The sequence below is a fragment of the Mesorhizobium sophorae genome (assembly GCF_002270415.1).
Lineage (GTDB): Bacteria > Pseudomonadota > Alphaproteobacteria > Rhizobiales > Rhizobiaceae > Mesorhizobium > Mesorhizobium sophorae.
In genome coordinates this window covers 83936-103611 of sequence record NZ_NNRI01000013.1, presented here as the reverse complement: position 1 = coordinate 103611, position 19676 = coordinate 83936, and the positions used below count along the sequence as shown (strand labels likewise).

At 64.0% G+C, this 19676-nt stretch carries 18 protein-coding genes; 8 read left to right on the top strand and 10 right to left on the bottom strand.

All coding sequences use genetic code 11. The features are described from left to right. Positions 1-26: 26 nt before the first annotated feature. The 3 genes from CGZ66_RS19715 (at position 27) to CGZ66_RS19705 (ending at position 2677) form a co-directional block, all read left to right on the top strand. Positions 27-935 carry an EamA family transporter gene (locus CGZ66_RS19715; protein WP_095087056.1) on the top strand — a complete coding sequence of 303 codons (909 nt, stop codon included), beginning with the start codon at positions 27-29 and terminating at the stop codon, positions 933-935. Between the two features lie 147 nt (positions 936-1082). Beyond that, the gene (locus CGZ66_RS19710; RefSeq protein WP_095087053.1) at positions 1083-2231 is read left to right on the top strand and encodes a histidine kinase dimerization/phosphoacceptor domain -containing protein; all 1149 of its coding nucleotides are present in this window, start codon (positions 1083-1085) and stop codon (positions 2229-2231) included. Further along, positions 2228-2677, top strand: coding sequence for a response regulator (locus CGZ66_RS19705; protein WP_095087049.1), 450 nt, complete (start codon positions 2228-2230; stop codon positions 2675-2677). Before CGZ66_RS19710 ends, CGZ66_RS19705 begins: the two co-directional genes overlap by 4 nt. Before the next feature lie 86 nt (positions 2678-2763). Here the strand turns inward: CGZ66_RS19705 and CGZ66_RS19700 are convergent, their stop codons facing one another. After that, on the bottom strand, positions 2764-3639 hold the full coding sequence (locus CGZ66_RS19700; RefSeq protein ID WP_095087046.1) for a dienelactone hydrolase family protein: 876 nt from the start codon (positions 3637-3639) through the stop codon (positions 2764-2766). Between the two features lie 416 nt (positions 3640-4055). On the opposite strand from CGZ66_RS19700, the gene CGZ66_RS19690 reads away from it, so the two are divergent. Beyond that, positions 4056-4358, top strand: coding sequence for a hypothetical protein (locus tag CGZ66_RS19690; RefSeq protein WP_245331147.1), 303 nt, complete (start codon positions 4056-4058; stop codon positions 4356-4358). A 1-nt stretch (position 4359) separates the two neighbouring features. Continuing rightward, positions 4360-4485 (top strand): hypothetical protein, encoded by a 126-nt coding sequence (locus CGZ66_RS41360; RefSeq protein ID WP_280952816.1) that lies wholly within the window; start codon positions 4360-4362, stop codon positions 4483-4485. 42 nt (positions 4486-4527) lie between these two features. Here the strand turns inward: CGZ66_RS41360 and CGZ66_RS19685 are convergent, their stop codons facing one another. Next, positions 4528-6846, bottom strand: coding sequence for a glucose/quinate/shikimate family membrane-bound PQQ-dependent dehydrogenase (locus CGZ66_RS19685; RefSeq protein WP_095087043.1), 2319 nt, complete (start codon positions 6844-6846; stop codon positions 4528-4530). 189 nt (positions 6847-7035) lie between these two features. Between CGZ66_RS19685 and CGZ66_RS19680 the strand changes: the two genes are divergently transcribed. Beyond that, positions 7036-7863, top strand: coding sequence for a DUF2059 domain-containing protein (locus CGZ66_RS19680; protein WP_095087040.1), 828 nt, complete (start codon positions 7036-7038; stop codon positions 7861-7863). Positions 7864-7944: 81 nt separating this feature from the next. Beyond that, a complete protein-coding gene (locus CGZ66_RS19675; RefSeq protein ID WP_095087037.1) occupies positions 7945-10608 on the top strand; it encodes an ATP-dependent helicase in 2664 nt (887 codons plus the stop codon). 57 nt (positions 10609-10665) lie between these two features. Here CGZ66_RS19675 and CGZ66_RS19670 read toward each other — a convergent pair whose 3' ends face one another. From CGZ66_RS19670 to CGZ66_RS19650, 5 genes are all read right to left on the bottom strand, one after another. Next, positions 10666-11709, bottom strand: a complete 1044-nt coding sequence (locus CGZ66_RS19670; RefSeq protein WP_095087034.1) for an ABC transporter permease — start codon at positions 11707-11709, stop codon at positions 10666-10668. Next, a complete protein-coding gene (locus CGZ66_RS19665) occupies positions 11706-12503 on the bottom strand; it encodes an ATP-binding cassette domain-containing protein (protein ID WP_095087031.1) in 798 nt (265 codons plus the stop codon). The genes CGZ66_RS19670 and CGZ66_RS19665 overlap by 4 nt, the downstream gene beginning before the upstream one ends. Before the next feature lie 73 nt (positions 12504-12576). Beyond that, entirely contained in the window at positions 12577-13584 is a 1008-nt protein-coding gene (locus CGZ66_RS19660) for a substrate-binding domain-containing protein (protein ID WP_095087028.1), read from the bottom strand. Between the two features lie 105 nt (positions 13585-13689). Then, the gene (locus tag CGZ66_RS19655) at positions 13690-14595 is read right to left on the bottom strand and encodes a sugar phosphate isomerase/epimerase family protein (protein ID WP_206073730.1); all 906 of its coding nucleotides are present in this window, start codon (positions 14593-14595) and stop codon (positions 13690-13692) included. Beyond that, a complete protein-coding gene (locus tag CGZ66_RS19650; RefSeq protein ID WP_095087022.1) occupies positions 14595-15629 on the bottom strand; it encodes a Gfo/Idh/MocA family protein in 1035 nt (344 codons plus the stop codon). Before CGZ66_RS19650 ends, CGZ66_RS19655 begins: the two co-directional genes overlap by 1 nt. Before the next feature lie 198 nt (positions 15630-15827). On the opposite strand from CGZ66_RS19650, the gene CGZ66_RS19645 reads away from it, so the two are divergent. Beyond that, positions 15828-16853 carry a LacI family DNA-binding transcriptional regulator gene (locus CGZ66_RS19645; RefSeq protein ID WP_095087019.1) on the top strand — a complete coding sequence of 342 codons (1026 nt, stop codon included), beginning with the start codon at positions 15828-15830 and terminating at the stop codon, positions 16851-16853. 43 nt (positions 16854-16896) lie between these two features. On the opposite strand, the gene CGZ66_RS19640 is transcribed toward CGZ66_RS19645, so the two are convergent. From CGZ66_RS19640 to CGZ66_RS19630, 3 genes are all read right to left on the bottom strand, one after another. After that, a complete protein-coding gene (locus CGZ66_RS19640; RefSeq protein WP_095087016.1) occupies positions 16897-17211 on the bottom strand; it encodes a ferritin family protein in 315 nt (104 codons plus the stop codon). A gap of 55 nt (positions 17212-17266) precedes the next feature. Continuing rightward, on the bottom strand, positions 17267-18022 hold the full coding sequence (locus CGZ66_RS19635) for a bestrophin-like domain (RefSeq protein WP_095087013.1): 756 nt from the start codon (positions 18020-18022) through the stop codon (positions 17267-17269). A 98-nt stretch (positions 18023-18120) separates the two neighbouring features. Beyond that, positions 18121-19674, bottom strand: a complete 1554-nt coding sequence (locus CGZ66_RS19630) for a trimethylamine methyltransferase family protein (protein WP_095087010.1) — start codon at positions 19672-19674, stop codon at positions 18121-18123. Positions 19675-19676: the final 2 nt, after the last annotated feature.

The window sequence follows — 19676 nt, the reverse complement described above, 5'->3', positions numbered from 1 at the left end:
ACAAAACCGCCTGCGATACTGATCCGATGGATGATCAAACGCAATCTCTTGCGGCAAGCCCTGCCCCTGCCGACTCAGCACAGAGCGGGCTGGCGACGAGACTGCCGCCACATGTCTGGTTCGGCATCAGCGCCGTCTTCCACTATCTCGGGCCGGCATTCGCCGTGCTGCTGTTTCCGCATGTCGGCGTGCTCGGCATGGCGTGGCTGCGCATCGCCACCGCGGCCCTGGTCTTCGCGCCACTGACCCGTCCATGGCGAACCTTCGCCCGCGCCGATCGCTCGACGCGGCTGCTGTTGCTGGCCTTCGGCGCCTGCCTGGCGGTGATGAACTGTTCGTTCTACCTAGCGCTCGACCGCCTGCCGATCTCGCTGGTCGCGGCAATCGAATTCGTCGGCACCATCGGCATCGCGCTGATCGGCCTCAGGAGCTCGCGCAATCTCGCAGCGCTTGCCATTGCCGTCACCGGCACATTGCTGCTCATCGACGTCAAGTGGTCGAGCGATCCGCTTGGCCTGTTCTGGGCCTTCCTCAACGGCGCGCTGTTCGTCGGCTACATCGTGCTCGGCCACCGCGTCGCCCGCGCCGGCGCAGGCGACGGCATCGCGGGCCTCGGCGCGGCGATGGCCATTGCCTTCATCGTCGTGCTGCCGATCGGCCTCACCGACGCGTTGCCCGCTCTTTTCTCACCATTGCTGTTGCTCGCCGCCATCGGCGTCGGCATTTGCTCGTCGGTCATTCCCTACATCTGCGACCAGCTCGCCATGTCGCGGCTGCCGCGCGCCAGCTTTGCGCTGATGCTGTCGCTGCTGCCGGTTACCGCGACGCTGATCGGCGTCATCGTCTTGCGCCAGATTCCGAGCCTCATTGACTGCTTCGGCATCATTTTGGTCGTCGCTGGCGTTGCCTTGCATAAACCCGCAGGCGTCAGATAAGCTGAATAAAACAGTTTATTATCAAAGACTTAAATCAACAACTCTTGAGTTCCGCGATTCGCCAGACCGCGATAAAACGGCTCAAGATTGAACTATTTCCACTCCTGAGCCGTTGGTCCCCACGAAACGGCTTGGAGTTAGAAAGAAATGGACTGGAAACGGACCAGGGAACCGGCTGACGCCTGGCGCATGACAGACGATCTGCATGCAGAACACGGCAAGGGCGATCCGTTCGCCGCCGCCATTCGCGCCACCCGCATGTCGATGATCATCACCGATCCCCGGCAACAGGACAATCCGATCGTCTTTGCAAATGACGCGTTCCTGCGCCTGACCGGCTATGAGCGCGACGAGGTCATGGGTAAGAACTGCCGTTTCCTGCAAGGACCCAAGACCGACAAGGCCGCCGTCGACAAGGTGCGCGCCGCGATCGAAGATCGAGCCGACATCGCCGTCGATCTTCTGAACTACCGCAAGGACGGTTCCAGCTTCTGGAATGCGCTCTACATCAGTCCGGTTTCCAACGACAAAGGCGAATTGCAGTTCTTTTTCGCCTCGCAACTGGACGTCTCGGACCGCAAGAGCTCGGAGCATCGCGTAAAAGCGGACAAGGACCGCTTCGAGAAGGCAGTACAGGAACGCACCAGCGAGCTTGAAGCCGCACTCGAGGCGCAGACAACCCTTCTCCACGAGGTCGACCATCGGGTGAAGAACAACCTGCAGATGATCTCCTCACTGATCATCATGCAGAGCCGGACCATGAAGGACGAATCGACCAAGCAGTCGCTGTCTACCATGCTGGCGCGCATCGAGGCGCTGAGCACCGTCCACCGCCGGCTCTACCAGTCGAAGGACGTTAGCCGGTTCGACGTCTCGGATTTCGCCAGGGATCTCGTATCCGACCTGCTGACGGCTTCGGGACGTTCGGAGATCAAGTCGACCCTCGACCTCGAACCCATCGTCATTTCGGCTGAAAAGGCAACGCCCGTCGCCCTGATGGTCAACGAGCTTGTCACCAACGCGCTAAAACATGCTTTCAAGGAAAAGCCCGACGGCACCAGGGCGGGACGCATCGGCATCAAGATGAGCCAGCCTGACGGCCACTTCAACATCGAGGTGTCCGATGATGGGGTCGGCATGGCTGATGCCAGCGGCGACGCGTCTTTCGGCATGCGGCTGATCAAGTCGCTCGCCCGTCAGCTGCGCGCCGACATCGAATGGCGCGACGCCGGCCCCGGCACCAAAGTTATCATCTCGATGCCGAACGAACCGCAGCAAAAAGGGAATGTGTCATGATTGAACCGCTCAAGGTCCTGATCGTCGAAGACGAAGCGCTGCTGGCAATGGAACTGGAAGGCCTTGTCGAGGACGCCGGCCACAGCGTCGTTGGCTGGGCGACCTCCCTGACTGAAGCAAGGACCATGGTGGATACAACGGCCGCCGACATCGCCTTTGTCGACATTCATCTGACCGACGGGCCGACCGGCGTCGAAGTGGCCGAATATATCGGCCAGAAGAAGAACGCCATGGTGGTGTTCATGACTGCCAACCCGAAACGCATTCCCGATCATTTCGCCGGCGCGATCGGCGTGATTGCCAAGCCTTATACGATGAACGGGCTGACCTCCGCGTTACGCTATCTGCAGGAAGGCGTGCGCCGTCCGCCGCCCGTTTCGGTGCTGCCGTCCGGCTTCACGCTGTCGCCGGCCTTCGAAACCGTCTGGGCGTCCTCAGGTGCCTGACTCCAAAAGCTGGAGCACGGGAAAAGCGCGCGTAGCGCTTTCCCTAAGGGAATCCGAGCGGAGCGGCGTTACCGCGATGAAACGCTCTACGCCAGCTTCTCCTTGAGGAAAGCGATCGTGCGCCCCCAGGCGAGATCGGCCGCCTTCTTGTCGTACCGCGCTGCCGAGGTGTCATTGTTGAAGGCGTGGTTGGCACCTTCATAGACATAGACCGTGTATTCGACATGCGCGGCATCGAGTTCCTTCTTGAAGGCGTCGGTGCCGGCATTGGTGCGCTCGTCCAGCCCGGCATAGTGCAGCAGCAATGCAGCCTTGATCTTCGACACATCGGCAGCCTTCGGCTGCATGCCGTAATAGGCGACGGAGGCGCTGAGGTCGGGCGCGCTCACGGCCAACATGTTTGCCGTGCCACCGCCCCAGCAGAAGCCAACGGCGCCGACCTTGCCGTTGCCGTCCTTTTCGGCCTTGAGGAAAGCGACCGTTGCCACGCCGTTGGCGACGGTCTGCGCGGAATCCAGTTTGGTGAACAAGTCGCGCGCCTTGTCCTCGTCGTCAGGCGTGCCGCCTAACGGCGACAGGAAGTCCGGCGCCAGCGCCACGAACCCTTCCAGCGCGACGCGCCGCGCCACATCGCGAATATGCGGGTTGAGCCCCCTGTTCTCGTGGATGACGATGACGGTGCCGAGCTTGCCGGGCAGGTTCGCAGGCTTGACCAGATAGCCCTTCATCTCACCGCTGCTGCCGGCATATGTGATGTCCTCGCCCTTCACGCGTGGATCGTTGTCGGCAACGATTGCCGCTTGCGCCGAATTTGCCGCCAAAAGCGGTGCGATCGCGGCCGCGGCAGCACCCGATCCGGCAAGCCGGGTCAGTTGCTCCATGAAGCGGCGGCGGTCCAGCGTCAGATGGGTGTATTCATCATAGGCGTCGATCATAGCCTGGGTGATGGCTGGTTTCGTCATGGGCGCGCTCCTTCGATCCGCTTTGGCATCGTTCGCAAGATAGGGGCGAGGCTCCCGTCGTCCAGTCACGGCTCGGTGACCCTCGTCCTCCCTCGCGAATGCCCTGGAGGCTTCCAGCATCATCACGTTTTGGTCATCGGCCACAAATCCTGATGGCGCTGCCACAATAGTGGGGGAAACTGACAGACGTCGGCCGCGCCTTGGCGCGGTCACGGTCCTGATCTGAAAGGCCCGATCTGGAAAGGAACGACGCCGATGACCATGCCCTCGCCAATCCTACCGCCTTCTTGTTTGCCGCGACCGCCATTCCAGCGTTGCGTGCGACGATCGTTGCCGCAAGTCGAAGGTCCATGATCAAGGTTCGCAGCCATCAGCGCCATCCGGCAAACACGAAAACTCACGGTTGAGGTGAAGTCATGGACGTACAGGACATTGTGAACACTGTTTCGCAGAAGGCCGGTCTCGACCAGGCGACGACGGAAAAGGTCGTCGGCACCATTTTCTCGGTGCTCGAGCACGAAGCGGAAGGCACCAGCGCCTCCTCGTTCTTCGCCAAGATCCCCGGCGCCGATGCATTGGCCCAGAAGTATGACGTCATGGCCGCCGCTCCGGCCGGCGGTGGCGGCTTTTTGACTGCAGGGCGCGCTCGGCGGCGTTCTCGGCGAGAAAGCCGGCGCATTGGTCAACGGTATTGCGGCGCTCAAGGCATCCGGCCTTGACATGGCGCAGATCCAGAAGGCGGGTGCGACCCTGATCCAGCAGGCCGAGGCCGCCGCCGGCCCCGACCTGACGAACGAGGTGCTCGGCTCGGTGCCCAGCCTGAAGAGCCATCTCGGGATCAGCTGAGGCGTCGATCCGTCAAGACATACCGTCCTGAAGTAGTCTCCCCTACTTCGGCAGCGCGTAGGCCATCACATAGTCGCCCGGCTTTGTGCCGACCGAGCCGTGGCCGCCGGCAACGATGACCACGAACTGGCGTCCGTCGGCGACGGTGTAGGTCATCGGCGTCGATTGCCCGCCGGCCGGCAGCCGCGCCTGCCAGAGCTGCTTGCCCGATGTCAGGTCATAGGCGCGCAGATAATCGTCGACCGCGGCACCCAGGAAGGCGACGCCGCCGGCGGTGATCATCGGTCCGCCAATGCCCGGCACACCGACCTTCAGTGGCAATGGCAGCGGCGTCATGTCGTAGACGGTGCCGTTGCGATGCTTGTAGGCGATGGTGCCGGTCCGCAAATCCACACCCGCGACATAGCCCCAGGGCGGCGCCTGGCAGGGAATGCCGAGCGGCGACAGGAACGGCCCCATCACCACGGCATAGGGAGCGCCGTCATTGCGGTTCAGCCCCTGCTCGCTGCCCTTGGTGTCGCTGCCGGGCGGCGGCACGTCCGCGCGCGGGACGAGTCTCGACGTGAAGGCCAGATAGGTCGGCATGCCGAACAGCACCTGCCGCACCGGATCGACCGCGACGCCACCCCAGTTGAAGGTGCCGAAATTGCCGGGATAGATCAGCGACCCCTGCACCGAAGGTGGTGTGTAACGGCCTTCATAGCGCAATTTGTGCAACGCGATCCGGCAGGCCAGCTGGTCGAACATGGTGATGCCCCACATGTCAGCGTCGGTCAGCGGCTTCGGATTGAAGGAGAGGTCCGAAGATGGCTGCGTTGGCGCGCTGTGGTCACCCTCGACGGCGCCGCCGGGCGCCGGCACTTCCTTGACCGCAACCACCGGCTCGCCGGTGCGGCGGTCAAGCACATAGAGGTCGCCCTGCTTGGTCGGCCCGACCAGCGCCGGCACCACCGTGCCGTCGGCCTTGGTGATGTCGATCAGGCTTGGCTGCGCCGGCACGTCCATGTCCCACAGGTCGTGGTGCACGGTCTGCCGCACCCAGCGCAACTGCCCGGTGTTGAGGTCGAGCGCGGTGATCGAGGACGAGAACTTCTCGACATTGTCGCCGCGCCCGGCACCGAGCTGGTCCGGCGTCTGGTTGCCGAGCGGCACGTAGAGCAGGCCGAGCTTCTCGTCGGCGCTGGGCGTTGACCACATGTTGGGCGAGTTGGCGGTATAGGTCTGGCCCGCCCCCAGCGGCGTCGTCTGGTCCGGATTGCCGGAATCCCAGTTCCACACCAGGGCGCCGGTGTTGACATCGTAGGCGCGGATGACGCCGGACGGCTCCTGCGTCGAATAATTGTCGTTGACGGCGCCGCCGACGATGATCTTGCCGCCCGATACCAACGGCGCCGAGGTCGAATAGTAATAGCCCGACTTCGGATAGGGCATGTTGGTCAGCAGGTTCAGCGTGCCGCCCTCGGCGAAGGCCGGACAGACCTGCCCGTTGGCGGCGTCGAGCGCGATCAGCCGCGCATCCGAGGTCGGCAGGTAGACCCGGGTCGCGCAGGGCTGGCCGGCGGCGATGGCGGCGTCGGCATAATAGGACACGCCGCGGCAAGTCTGGTGCTGGCGGTCCTTGTCGAGCTTGATCTTGGGATCGTAGCGCCATTTCTCCTTGCCGCTCGCCGCATCGACCGCGATGGCGAAATTGTGCGGCGTGCAGATGTAGAGCGTGTCGCCAATCTTCAGCGGTGTCACCTGATACGTTGTCTCGCTGATATCGTCCGGCCCTTTCACGTCGCCGGTGCGATAGGTCCAGGCCGGCTGCAGCTTGGCGACATTGTCAGGCGTGATCTGGTCGAGCGGCGAATAGCGTTGGCCAAACTGCGTGCGTCCGTAATAGTGCCACTCACCGGCCGGCACATCGTTGCCGAGATTGGCATTGGGGATCACCTTGTCGGTGTCGAGCTCGCCGGCAATGTCCTTCGGATCCGCTGTCATTGAATAACCGGCGACCGCCAGCGACGCCAGCACGGCAAGGATCAGCGGCGCGCGTGCGTCAGGGCCGGTAATCCCCCGCCGCGCCCACGGCGTCAGCAGCCACAGTGCAACCAGCACGATGATGCCGCCGCGCGGGCCGAGTTCCCACCAGTCGAAGCCGGTTTCCCAGACTGCCCAGGCCAGTGTGCCGATCACGATCGCCGCGTAGAGCCACAGCGCGGTGGACCGGCGCCGGTAGAGCAGCCAGGCGGCGATCAGGAAGGCGAGGCCGACGACAATATAGTACCAGCTGCCGCCCAGCGAAGCCAAGCGGATGCCGCCGCCGCCAAGCACCAGACCGATCAGAAAAAGTATGAGGGAGGTGATGGTGACAGCCAAGATGATACTCCTTCGACTGTTGCGTTTTGCGACGCCCAAGGACAGCCCGATGCACCCGTTCCTGCCCTCCGCACAGCTTTCTCCCGCCCGCCCCGCCTGTCAAGGCGACGCACACGCCAAGGTGGCAATCCATCTTGCCTGCGGCCGGGTTTTCCAGCAGTCTCAATCATCTCTCCGAGGAGCAAGCAAATGACGTCATTCGTTCCGCCGCTGACGCGCCTGATGCTTGCACTCTGTTGCCTTGTCTCTGTCGCCGTGGCTGCGCCTGCGCAGACGCTGCATGAGATCAACAAGGCGAACGGCTTTCACGAGATGCTGATGGCTATCGGCCCGGGTTTCATCGCAGCCGTGAAATCGGCGCCGGAAACGCCGCCGCAAAAAGTCCAGGACGCCCTGGCGGCGGCCATGGAAGGCGCTTTTGACGCGAACAAGATGGAGGCAGCCATCGAATCGCGCATGGCGGACAAACTGCCCGCCCAAGACCTGTCCGACCTGGCCTCGTTCTATGCGTCGCCCCTTGGCAAACATGTCACGGCGCTGGAAATCCAGGCTTCAACTCCGGAAGAAAGGCAACGCAAGACGATCGAAGGTCCCAAGATCATGGGCGAACTTCCATCCAGGGATCCGGCTCGGCTCGCACTGTACAAGAAGCTCGTGGACGATCTCAGCGCTGTCGACACCGGAGAAGCCGTGGCCTTGAACATGGGCTATGCAATGCTTTCCGAGATGCTTGGAGCGGCCGGTAAGCCCCTGCCCGACGACCAGATCATGGCCCTGCTGCGTCAACGATCCGAAGGCCTTCGCCATGACATCGAAACGGACGTCATGGCATCGGTGGCCTACATCTACCGGGATCTGCCGCTTGACGATCTCAAGCTCTACAAGACTTTCCTGACATCGCCCGCCGGCAGCCACTATTACGACCAGATGCAGGTCGCTCTCGGCGCCGTGATGACGAACGAGGCGCGCTCATTCGGACATCGATTTTTCGTCGCCCTCGGTTACCGCAAGGCCTGAACAGCCCATATCAGGCACTTTAGCGGAACAAAACGTAGACACTTCTGGCCTTTCGCCGCCGAATCACTACATTCGGGGGAGATGTCCGGCTTTTCCGAAGACATGCCCTTTTTCGATGAACCCAATGCGCGGCCAACTGCCCCGTCGGGCATCGCCGCGCGCGCCATGGCTGCCCGCAGCGGCCACAACAATGCGCCGGACTATCTGAAGGGGCTGAACCCCGAGCAGAGGCTGGCGGTGGAAACCACGGAAGGTCCGGTTCTGGTGCTGGCCGGCGCCGGCACCGGCAAGACGCGCGTCTTGACCACCCGCATCGCCTATATCCTCGACACCAAAAGAGCCTGGCCTTCGGAGATTCTCGCCGTCACCTTCACCAACAAGGCCGCGCGCGAGATGAAGCAGCGCATCGGCATCCTGATCGGCGAAGGCAACGTCGAAGGCATGCCGTGGCTCGGCACCTTCCACTCGATTGGAGTGAAGCTGCTTCGCAGACATGCCGAACTTGCCGGCTTGCGGTCCGACTTCACCATCCTCGACACCGACGATGTCGTGCGGCTGATCAAGCAGTTGATCCAGGCCGAGGGCCTGGACGACAAGCGCTGGCCGGCCAAGCAGTTCGCCCAGATGATCGACGGCTGGAAGAACAAGGGACAAGGCCCGGCCGACATCGCCGAGGGCGACGCCCGCGCCTTCGCCAACGGCAAGGGCCGCGAACTCTACAAGGCCTACCAGGCGCGGCTGCAAACGCTGAACGCCTGCGACTTCGGCGACCTTTTGTGCCATCCGATCCGCATCTTCCGCGCCAATCCGGATGTGCTGAAGGAATATCACAAGCGCTTCAAATACATCCTCGTCGACGAATATCAGGACACCAACACCGCCCAGTACATGTGGCTGCGCCTGCTGGCACAGCGGCCGCAACCGTCGCGCCAATCTTCGTCGACCGCCGGTCTGCAGTCGGCCGAAGGCCGCAAGGACGACCGTCCGTCCGAGCCGTTGCGAGGCCCCCGCGGAGGGCCCGCGCCGGTAGGCGCGGAACAGCCCGTGAGCGACAACAAAGTCAACATCTGCTGTGTCGGCGACGACGATCAATCCATCTATGGCTGGCGGGGCGCCGAGATCGACAACATCCTGCGCTTCGACAAGGATTTTCCGGGCGCCACCATCATCCGGCTGGAACGCAACTACCGCTCCACGGCGCATATCCTGGGGGCTGCCTCCCACCTCATCGCCCACAATGAGGGCCGCTTCGGCAAGACGTTGTTCACCGACCGCGACGAGCCCGAGGACGACAAGGTGCATGTCCACGCCGCTTGGGATTCCGAGGAGGAAGCCCGCGCCGTCGGCGAGACCATCGAGGCCTACCAGCGCCGGAAGCACAATCTCAACGACATGGCCATTCTGGTCCGCGCCTCGTTCCAGATGCGCGAGTTCGAGGACCGCTTTGTCACGCTCGGCCTCAACTACCGGGTCATCGGCGGTCCGCGCTTCTACGAGCGCATGGAAATCCGCGATGCGCTGGCCTTCTTCCGCGTCGTCGCGCAAGGCGCCGACGACCTCGCCTTCGAACGCATCGTCAACGTGCCGAAGCGCGGGCTGGGCGAAACCACCATCCGCCAGATTCACGACACGGCGCGCGCGCTGCGCGTGCCGATGCTGGAAGCCGCCGCCAAGCTCGCCGAAAGCGACGAGTTGAAGCCGAAGCCGCGCGCCGCCTTGCGCGAGGTCGCGGCCAATTTCGAGCGCTGGCAGAAGGCGCTGGAGACCACGCCACACACCGAACTCGCCGAGACCATTCTGGAAGAGAGCGGTTACACCGACATGTGGAAGAACGACCGCTCGGTCGAAGCGCCCGGCCGGTTGGAAAATTTGAAGGAGCTGATCCGCTCCATGGAGGAATACGAGTCGCTGCGCTCCTTCCTCGAGCATGTCGCGCTGGTCATGGACGCCGAGCAGAATGCCGAGCTCGACGCCGTCAACATCATGACGCTGCATTCGGCCAAGGGCCTCGAATTCGAGACCGTCTTCCTGCCCGGCTGGGAGGAAGGCCTGTTCCCGCACCAGCGCGCGCTCGACGAAGGCGGCCGCTCCGGGCTGGAGGAAGAACGGCGTCTGGCCTATGTCGGCCTGACCCGCGCCAAGAAGAACCTGCATTTGTGGTTCGTCTCCAACCGTCGCATCCATGGCCTGTGGCAGTCGACCATCCCGTCGCGCTTTCTCGAAGAACTGCCGGAAGCCCATGTCGATGTCGCCGAGAGCGGCAATTCCTATGGTGGCTATGGCAATTCCTATGGCGGCGGTTCTTTCGCCTCCGGTCGCGGTGGCCGGCAAAATCCCTATGGCGCCTCGCGCTTCGACAATGTCGGCGCCAATGCCGAAAAATCCGGCGCCTTCTCCAACACCTACGCGACGCCGGGCTGGCAGCGCGCGCAACAAAACCGCACCGAAGCGACCGACCGCAACTGGGGCTCGCGCTCCGGCCATCAGGTCGAGCGCATCGGCTACGGCGAGACCGACTCCGGCTACGGCGCCGGCCGCACCAGCGTCAAAGGCCGCACCATCGACGGTGAGTTGGTCGCCAAATCCGTCTCAGATACGCCATCCGCCTTCAGCGTCGGAGATCGCGTCTTCCACCAGAAATTCGGCAACGGCAACATTTCCGCCATCGAAGGCAACAAGCTGACGATCGACTTCGACAAGGCTGGCCAGAAGCGCGTGCTGGACGGGTTTGTCGCGGCGGTTTGAGCGCCCGCTTGTCCCGTTGTCCTACAAGCGACTGCCCCAGCCAGAAATCTCCACCCGTCACCGATACCGCGCCTGGTTCCATTTGTGGCCGAGCAGCGACAGGATGATGATCAGCCCGTTGAAGAACTGCACGTAGAAGCCGCTCAGGCCGGCCGCCACGACGCCGGTCTGGATGAAGGACACGGTGACGGCACCGATGGCGCCACCGACGACGGTGCCGATGCCGCCCCAGGTCGGCGTACCGCCGACGAACACCGATGCCAGCACCGGCAAGAGATAGCCGTCGCCGGCAGTCGGCCACCAGGTGAAGTTGATCATCACCGAGAAGGTGCCGGCGATCGCCGCACCGATGCCGACGAAGACGAACACTTTCACCCGCACACGCTTGACGTCGATGCCCATCTGCTGGGCGCTGTCGGGATTGTCGCCGACCACCCTCACCTGCGCGCCGAAGCGGTGGCGGTTGTAGAGCATCGCCGACAGCACGACGAAGGCGATGGCCCAGAAGATCTGCACCGGGATGCCATAAACCTGGCTGGAGAAAATCTTATATGCCCAGCTGTCGGCAAGGTTGGTCAGCGCCATCGACTTGCCTTCGTTGATGATCTGGATCAGACCGCGCAGCAGGAAATTCATGCCGAGCGTGGCAATCAGCGACGACAGCCCGCCATAGACCACCAGCGAGCCCACCAGGAAGCCGAGCAGTATGCCGGTGACGAGTGCTGCGGCAATGCCGAGAAACGGATCGTAGCCGGCTTGCACGACCAGCGCGAAGACCCATGAGGCAAAACCCATCGTCGCCGGAAACGACAGATCGATCTCGCCGCAGGTAACGACGAAGACCAGCGGCACCACCACGAACAGCGCCACCGGCAGCGTGGTCAGCACCGAACTGTAGAGATACCAGGTGGTGAACACGGTCGGGTTTGCGATCATGAACACCGCCATCATGACGATGAACACGCCGAGCGTGCCGAGCGAAGCACGATTGTCGAGGATGAACCCGCGCAGCCATTGATCGGATGGGTGTTTCCACTCTTTCTGTGGGCGGGGAATGGCGGTGGACGGCTCGTGCAGATCGGGTTCCATGGTCTTGCTCATCGCACTGCCCTTTCGGCGTCGCCGGTGTCGTGCAACCCGGCCAACCCGCCGGGATGTGCGACATCCTCCATGAAGTTGATGAGGTCCTCGGCCGACTTGACCTCGCTGCGGTCGGCGGTGAGCGCGACCTTGCCGCGGTCGAGCACCACGAAGCGGTCGGCGATGTCGAAGACATGGTGGATGTTGTGGCCGATGAATAGGATCGAGCGGCCGCTCGCCCGCACCTGGCGCACGAAATGGAAGACCTTGGCGGTTTCGGTCAGCGACAGCGCCGTCGTCGGCTCGTCGAGGATGATCAGTTCCGCCTGCTTGTAGATGGCGCGCGCGATTGCGACGCCCTGGCGCTCGCCGCCCGACAGTTGGCCGACGATCGACTGCGGCGTGAACACTTTCGAGGTGAAGCCGATCTCGCGCATCAGCCGGCTGGCTTCCTCGATCTCCTTGTTGACCTTCAGCCAGCCGAGAAAGCCAGTGAGTTCTCGGCCCATGAAGATGTTGCGCACGATCGTCTGCTGCACGGCCAGCGCCCGGTCCTGGAACACCGTCTCGATGCCCGCGTCGCGCGAACGCGCCGCACTCCATCCCGTCACCGCCTTGCCGCGCACGAGGATCTCGCCGCTGGTCGGCCTGACCACGCCGGACAGGATCTTGATCAGCGTCGACTTGCCGGCGCCATTGTCACCGATCAGGCCAACCACTTCGCCACGATCGACGCTGAGATTGACCCCGCCCAGTGCATAGACCTGGCCATAGGACTTGCTGATATCGCGCAGTTCGATGATGCGTTCGGCCATCGGATCCTCACCTCTGTTGTCGCTGCCGGCGTCTCTGCCGGCCGGGCTCAGCCCCGGCCGGCAGCTTGGGAGGTCAGCGCAGTGCCTGCTTGGCGAGTTCGGCGACGATCTCGTAATTTTCAACCGTGACGAAGCCGGCGCCGGTGTCGACATTCATCGGCGCCAGACCGAGCACCACCTGCTGGCAGAGGCTCAGGATCGGCAGATAGCCCTGCAGGAACGGCTGCTGGTCGGCCGTCAGCTGTACCCAGCCGCCCTTGAAGGCCTCGACGATCTGCGGGCTGGTGTCGAAGCCGAAGTTGAAGATGTCGCCGGCCTTCCTCCCTGCGGCCTGCATGTATGTCGGCACGTTGCCGAGCATCTGCCCGCCGGGATAGCCGACTGCCTTGACGTCGGGATTGTTGAGCAACGCGGCGGTGATCAACGGGATCGCGAGATTCGGATCGGCTGCCCACTCGGTTTGAGAATTGATTTGAATGACATCGATGCCGGCCTCTTTCAGCGCGGCGACTGTCCCACGCTCGCGCGCGCCGCGACTCTCATTTTCGAACGGGCCGATCATGATCGCCTTGTCGCCGGCCTTCAGCTTGGCCAGCTTGAACGCCTCGGCGCCGAGCGCGCGGCCCTGCTGCTCCTGCTGGGCGCCGACATAGCCGCCGCCGAACGCCGCCGTCACCGTCGGCACCGGCACATTCTGGTACATCATCTTGATGCCGTCCTTATGCGCCTGTTCGGCCAGCGGCATGATCGCCGCGTCGCCCGGGTGGCCCATCATGGCGATACCGCCTGGCTTCACCGCGACCGCCTCGCGCAGTTGCTGCACCATCTTTTCGACGTCCCAGCCCGAGAAGATGTAATCGACCTTGGGTCCGAGGTCGGCTGCCGCCTGCTTGGCGCCGTTGTAGACGATGGTGCCGAAGGCGTCGCCCTCGGCGCCGCCGACGAAGAAGCGGATGTGGACGTCCTTGCACCATTGGGCGTCGAGCGCCTGCGCCGGCAAGGTCGAGATCGCAGCGGCGAGCGTCGTGGCGGCGGCCACGATGGTCGAGCGCAGAAGTGTCCTTCTCATCGTCATGCTCATGCACTTATCCTCCCTTTTTTCCCTGGCCAGGCCGAGGGGTTTTCGACGATCGCTTCGGCAGTGCGCCGCAATCTTGGCCAGCCGGCACCTCCCGCCGGCTCGCTCTCACACCGGGTTAGGCAGGTAGCTGGCACCTCCCCGGCATTGCTTCAGATAGTCCAGGGCGCGTACCTGCCCGGTGATCTCCAGCTCGTTGCGATAGACCGGATCGTGCCAGCCTTCGATGTCGATGGCGCCCTTGTAGCCGGCCAGCCGCAGTTCGCTGATCACCCTCGTCCAGTCGCTGTCGCCGAAGCCCGGCGTGCGCATCTGTACGAACGGCAGCCGGCCGAACACGCCGTGTTCGCGGATCACATCCCAGCGCACCGTCGCGTCCTTGCCGTGGACATGGAAGATGCGCGGCGCCCATTTGCGGATCTGCGGCAGGGGATCGATCAGGTAGACGAGTTGGTGGCAGGGCTCCCATTCGAGGCCGAGATTATCGTCTGGCAATTCATTGAACATCAGCTCCCAGGCGTCCGGGTTGTGGGCGATGTTCCAGTCTCCACCAGCCCAGTTGCCGTCCATGGCGCAATTCTCGAAAGCGATGCGCACGCCCTTGTCGGCGGCGCGCCTGGCCAGCGGACCCCAGACTTCCTTGAAGCGTGGCAGGCTGTCGGGCAACGGCTTGCCACGGAGGCGGCCTGTGAAGCCGCTGACGATCGAGGTGCCGAACAGATGCGCGTTGTCGATCACCGTTTCCCAGGCCTGGAGCACGCCGCGATCGACGTCGCCGCTCTCCAGCGGATTGCCGAACACGCCGATCGAGGAGACCGTGACGTCGGCATCGCCGATCGCCTCGCGGATCTGGCCGGCAAGCCGCGGCAGATCCTTGCCGCCCAGCGTCTGCCAGAAGAAGGGCTGGATGCACTCGAAACCGAGCGGCAGGATCGCCTTGATATAGGCGGCCGGGTCATCGAGATTGGCCCGCACCATGGTGCCGATCCTGATGTCGAGAAGCGGGTTTGGCATCACTGTCCTTCCTGCGAAGAGATCGTCACCCGGCGCCCGGTCTCGGCGCTTTCGATAGCGCCGAAGACCATGGCCAGGCTCTTGATGTTGTCGGCGCCGTGCGTCTCCGGCTGGGTGCCGGTCTCGATCGCGCGCATGAAATCCTGGATGATGCCAAGATGGCCGCCGACGCGGTCGGCGGGATCGAGCGGCGGCACGGCGATCGGCTCGGTACGGTCGAACAGGCCTTCACGCGCTGCCAGGACAACCTCTGCCTTCAATTCGTCGCTGCCGTCCCAGACCAGGCTGCCGCGCTCGGCGACGATGCGCCACGTGCTCTCCCAGCTGGTGCGGAAGCCGGCGGCGCACCAGGAGCCGGCATAGGTGAAGACCTTGCCGCCGCCGAGATCGAAGACGGCGCTGGCCGACGATCCCTGCCGGTACCAGGAACTCGCCGGCTCCCATTCCTGGCAGTAGACGCCGACCGGCTCGCCATTCACCATGTAGCGGGCGGCGTCGAATGTGTGGATCGCCATATCGAGCAGCAGGACGTGGGCCATCTCCTCGCGAAAACCGCCGAAATGCGGCGCGACGAAGAAGTCGGCATGGATGCTGGTCGCGGCACCGATGGCGCCGGAAGAGAGAAAGCGCCGGATACGCCTGACATTGGCGACATAGCGGCGGTTCTGGACGACGGCATGGATACGCCCGGCCTGGCGGGCGGCCTCGACGATTGCGCGCGCATTCTCGGGGCTGTCGGCGAGCGGCTTTTCCGTCAGGAGATGGCAATGATGGGCAAAGGCCGAGAACGCGACCTCGCGCCGGGCGGCGGGAACCACCACGTCGAACACTGCGTCGGGCCTGGTCTGGTCGAGCACCACATCGAGGCTGGTGCCGATGACGGCGCTGGTGAGGTCGTATTCGCGCGCCCTCGCCCTCGCCCTGTCGGCGTCCAGGTCGACAAGGCCGACGACGGCAAGCCCATCGATCTGCCTCACGGCATCGAGCCACTGCTTGCTCATCGCTCCGCAGCCGGCCAGGACGACATTGATCATCCAGCACTCCTCCTCCGCTCGGTCCCTCCAGACCGATCGTCACGGCATTCACGGCATGGCCGTAAACGTTTTTCCGTAAACGTTTACGAGAACACACCCGAAGGTGTAGAATGTCAATTGGCCGCTCGCAAAAAATTGTCTTGTCGCCTTGGCCTGAGCGGTTACCGGTGCTAGCCAAACAAGGGGGAGAACAGTCACTTGGCGTCCAGCATTCATGACCTTGCCCGTCACCTGAACATTTCGATCGGCACCGTGTCGCGCGCCCTCAACGGCCGCGCCGACGTCAATGCCGACACGCGCCAGCGCGTGCTCGAGGCGGCCAGGACGCTGAACTATTCGCCGAACCAGTCCGGCCGCAGCCTTCGGCAGGGCGCCACCCATTCGATCGCCTTCATGCTGCAGCCGCATCCGGGCGACCAGCAATATGGCGAGCCGTTCTTCATTCCGTTCCTGATCGGGCTGCAGGCGAAGCTCGCCGAGAGCGGCCTCGACCTGATCGTGGTCATGGGCGCGCCGGGCGACTACCAGCAGGAACGCCTGCGCCGTGTCGTCGAGACGCGCCGCGCCGATGCCGTGGTGCTGGCCTGGACGCGGCGCGAGGACGAGCGCATCGACTATCTCACCCAGGCCGGCTTCCCGTTCGCCACGCTCGGTCGCAGCCGCTCCGGAGCCAAGTCCTACCCTTCGCTCGACCTCGATTTCGAAAAGGCCGGTGCCGACGCGGTCGACCGCCTGGTGGCGCGCGGCCACCGCCGCATTGCCGCCATCCGCCCGTCGCTCAATCTCAATTTTGGCTACCTGTTCCTCGATGGCTATCGCAAGGCCTTGCGGCGGCACGGCATCGAGGTCGACCCCGAGCTGATAGCGTCCGGCTTCATCAACGAGGCCGGCGGCTACGAGGTGACGCCGCAGGTCATGCGCTCCAAGGATCCGCCGACCGCCATCATCTTCAACAACGACGCGATGGCGCTTGGCGGCTGCAAGGCGCTGGCCGAAATGGGGATCAGGCCAGGCCACGACATGGCGGTGACCGTCATCGTCGACACGCCGCTCTGCCGTTACTTCTCGCCGGCGCTGACAGCCTTCCGCCCGGCCCTGGAGCCGATGGGTCAGCGGCTCGCCGAAATGCTGCTGGCCTCGATCCCGGCCTTTGCCGGCCCGGAGGGTCCGCGGATCATGCGCGAGGTCTGGCCGCTGGAGCTTGTGGCGCGCGACAGCGATTGATCTGGCCGAAAGCAGAGGCAGATCAGTCGCGACCTATCAGGCCTCAATCCACCTTCTTCTCACCCCTCTCGCCGGCCTTGACGATGTCGCCGGTGGTGAACAGGATTTCCTTCAGTTCCGCCCGCCAGTCCTTCTTCTGGCGCAACAGGAATTCGAGATCCATGCCGAAATGCTTGAACTCCTCGCCTTGCGCGTTCTTCATGATGGCGCGGGCCTGCGGGTCCTTCTCCACCGAGATGCGCTGTTCGTACCAGCCTATCGCTTCCGCCTCCTCGATCAGCGAGGTGATCATGCGGGCAAAGGTCCGCACCTTCTGCGACAGTTCTTCAGGCGGTTCGTGATACTGGTCGAATCCCATGTCGTCCTCCGTGGAGCCATCTCACAGAATGCCCGGGATCGACGCCGGTTCCGTATCATCGCTGCAATTCCGCCAATGCCCTCTGCAGGGGCGCCGGCGAAATCTGGATCGGGCCGGAGAACGGTATGTCCATATCCAGGATGAGGTAGATCGCACCGGCGATCAGCACGGCCGAAACCACGAAGGTCGAAACCGTGATGGCGTTGCGCGGTGCCCTGAACCCGAAGCTGGCGAAGATCAGCACCAGCCACGCAACCAGCATGGCGATCAGCGGCGCAGGGATCGTGCCCTCCGACTGCTCGATCAGAATCCATCGCAACTCCACCACTTTCTGCAGACGCTGACCGGCATCCTGCAGAAGGGCGCTGTGCGCCGCGTCGGCCGGCTCCAGCGCCCTCAGCCGGGTGCCGATCTCCGTCAGCAGATGTTCGGACAGCCGGTTGGCGACGACCGGAGTTTCACCGGTCGGCGAAGCGTCGCCCGCCACCCTCTGCACATAGACGACCAGCAGCTGGCGCGCCTCGTCGGTCTCCGGGCCATACTCGCGCATGGTCCTGTCGAGCAGGATCAGCTCCGTCGCATAGTCGTGCACGTTGTGATCAATCGATTCGAACGTGTTCTTGGCCGAGTTGATCATCAGGCCGAGCACAAGCGAGGTCATGACCCCAAACAGGTTCGCGGCGAGCCGAACCACATTGTTCGTATCTTCGTCGCGATGTCTGACCGGCAGCCTGGGCCAGATGGCCATGCTGGCCAGCGGCGCCGCCGTCAGGCACAGGAAGATCATCACTGCGATCAAAGCTTCGCGCATGCGCCCATTTCTGCACGGGATGCGCCGATTGCCAATGACCCCGGCACCGATCACGTCGCGAAAGCTGCGTCACGCGTCTTGCGCGACGGCTCCCGCCCTCAGGACACCGGTGCTGCGCCGCCCTCTTGCGTGCGCCGGGCGATGAACGCGTCGAGAACGCCGGCGGTCGCGACAGCCGATTCCGGCGGCACGAAATCGGCCAGCGCCCGTCTCCAGACACCAGTGGCGCGCTCGCTCGCCGTCTTCGACCCGCCTTGCGTCCAATTGCCGAAATTCGACCAGTCGGCGACCAGCGGTTCGTAGAAGGCGGTGCGGTAGCGCGTCATGGTGTGGCCGGCCGAGAAGAAGTGACCGCCCGGCTGTACCTCGGCGATTGCCTCGAAGCCGATGGACTCGCTGTCGCCGGGCGTCGGGGCGCAGAGTTCAGCCACCGTCTGCAGCGCCTCGATATCGGTGACCAGCTTCTCGAAGGAAACACTCAAGCCGCCTTCCAGCCAGCCGGCGGCATGGATGCACATCGTCGCCCCGGCCAGCACCGAGCCCCACAGCGCGAACTGCGTCTCGTGCGCCGCCTGAGCGTCCGAAATGTTGGCCGCGCTGCCGCCGCCGGACCGCCATGGCAGCCCGGTGAAACGCGCCAGTTGGCCGGCGCCAAGCGTCGCCTTGACATGCTCCGGCGTGCCGAAGGCGGGCGCGCCTGATTTCATGTCGACATTGGAGGAGAAGGAGCCATAGACGACCGGTGCACCGGGCCGCACGATCTGCGCCAGCGTCAGTCCCGCCAGCGCTTCGGCATGCTGCAACGTCAGCGCACCGGCGACCGTGATCGGCGCCATCGCGCCCGCAAGGCAGAACGGCGTGATGACGGAGATCTGCCCGGCCCTGGCGAAATCGATGATGCCTTGCGCCATCGGGATGTCGAGCTGGCGCGGCGAGTTGGTGTTGATGACGGTGTAGCAGTGCGCGCCGGCAAGGAATTCGTCCTGCGACAGGCCGCGCGCCAGTCGCAGCATCTCGAAGCCGTCCTCGACCTGCGGCGTGCCGCGCGCGAAGACGAACGGAAGCTTGTCGGAGAGCGTCAGCTGGGCACGGTTGACCGCATAGTGGCGAAAGCGGTTGTCGACGTCCTGCGGCTCGATGCAGGGTCCCAGCATATGCAGCACATCGAAATGCTGCACCAGCCGTATCAGATCCTCGAAATCGGCCAGTGTGCCCGGCCTCCGGCCGCGCTCGAGATCGGTGACGTTCGGCGCCCCGCATCCGGCCAGGAAAGTCATCGAGCCGAGTTCGAGCGTCAGATCGCGGGCGTGGGCACCGCCATGAGCATGGATCGACTTCGGCGCCGAGGCCAGCGCAGCCGTCACCATATCGCGGCCGATGCGCACCATGTCGGTGTCCGGATCGACCAGGGCGCCGGCGCGGGCGAAATGCTCACGCGCCTGTGGCAACAGCACCTTGATGCCGAGCTCTTCCAGCACACGCAGCGCCGTGTCATGGATGGCGGCAACCTGATCATCCGAAAAGATCGGCTGCGGCAGGAACGGGTTCCTCAGCGAACGGTAATTGGGGCGGCGGCTGGTTTCCGAGCCGGCTTCGCCCGTCCGTCCACGCCGGCGCTCGCGCCTGCTATCACGTGCCGCCTCATCGACCATCA

What these genes read in the sequence shown, in the direction of transcription:
- CGZ66_RS19715 (WP_095087056.1), top strand. Translation starts at nt 27, where the DNA reads ATGGATGATCAAACGCAATCTCTTGCGGCAAGCCCTGCCCCTGCCGAC.
- CGZ66_RS19710 (WP_095087053.1), top strand. Translation starts at nt 1,083, where the DNA reads ATGGACTGGAAACGGACCAGGGAACCGGCTGACGCCTGGCGCATGACA.
- CGZ66_RS19705 (WP_095087049.1), top strand. Translation starts at nt 2,228, where the DNA reads ATGATTGAACCGCTCAAGGTCCTGATCGTCGAAGACGAAGCGCTGCTG.
- CGZ66_RS19700 (WP_095087046.1), bottom strand. Translation starts at nt 3,639, where the DNA reads ATGACGAAACCAGCCATCACCCAGGCTATGATCGACGCCTATGATGAA.
- CGZ66_RS19690 (WP_245331147.1), top strand. Translation starts at nt 4,056, where the DNA reads ATGGACGTACAGGACATTGTGAACACTGTTTCGCAGAAGGCCGGTCTC.
- CGZ66_RS41360 (WP_280952816.1), top strand. Translation starts at nt 4,360, where the DNA reads ATGGCGCAGATCCAGAAGGCGGGTGCGACCCTGATCCAGCAGGCCGAG.
- CGZ66_RS19680 (WP_095087040.1), top strand. Translation starts at nt 7,036, where the DNA reads ATGACGTCATTCGTTCCGCCGCTGACGCGCCTGATGCTTGCACTCTGT.
- CGZ66_RS19675 (WP_095087037.1), top strand. Translation starts at nt 7,945, where the DNA reads ATGTCCGGCTTTTCCGAAGACATGCCCTTTTTCGATGAACCCAATGCG.
- CGZ66_RS19670 (WP_095087034.1), bottom strand. Translation starts at nt 11,709, where the DNA reads ATGAGCAAGACCATGGAACCCGATCTGCACGAGCCGTCCACCGCCATT.
- CGZ66_RS19665 (WP_095087031.1), bottom strand. Translation starts at nt 12,503, where the DNA reads ATGGCCGAACGCATCATCGAACTGCGCGATATCAGCAAGTCCTATGGC.
- CGZ66_RS19660 (WP_095087028.1), bottom strand. Translation starts at nt 13,584, where the DNA reads ATGAGCATGACGATGAGAAGGACACTTCTGCGCTCGACCATCGTGGCC.
- CGZ66_RS19655 (WP_206073730.1), bottom strand. Translation starts at nt 14,595, where the DNA reads ATGCCAAACCCGCTTCTCGACATCAGGATCGGCACCATGGTGCGGGCC.
- CGZ66_RS19650 (WP_095087022.1), bottom strand. Translation starts at nt 15,629, where the DNA reads ATGATCAATGTCGTCCTGGCCGGCTGCGGAGCGATGAGCAAGCAGTGG.
- CGZ66_RS19640 (WP_095087016.1), bottom strand. Translation starts at nt 17,211, where the DNA reads ATGGGATTCGACCAGTATCACGAACCGCCTGAAGAACTGTCGCAGAAG.
- CGZ66_RS19635 (WP_095087013.1), bottom strand. Translation starts at nt 18,022, where the DNA reads ATGCGCGAAGCTTTGATCGCAGTGATGATCTTCCTGTGCCTGACGGCG.
- CGZ66_RS19630 (WP_095087010.1), bottom strand. Translation starts at nt 19,674, where the DNA reads ATGGTCGATGAGGCGGCACGTGATAGCAGGCGCGAGCGCCGGCGTGGA.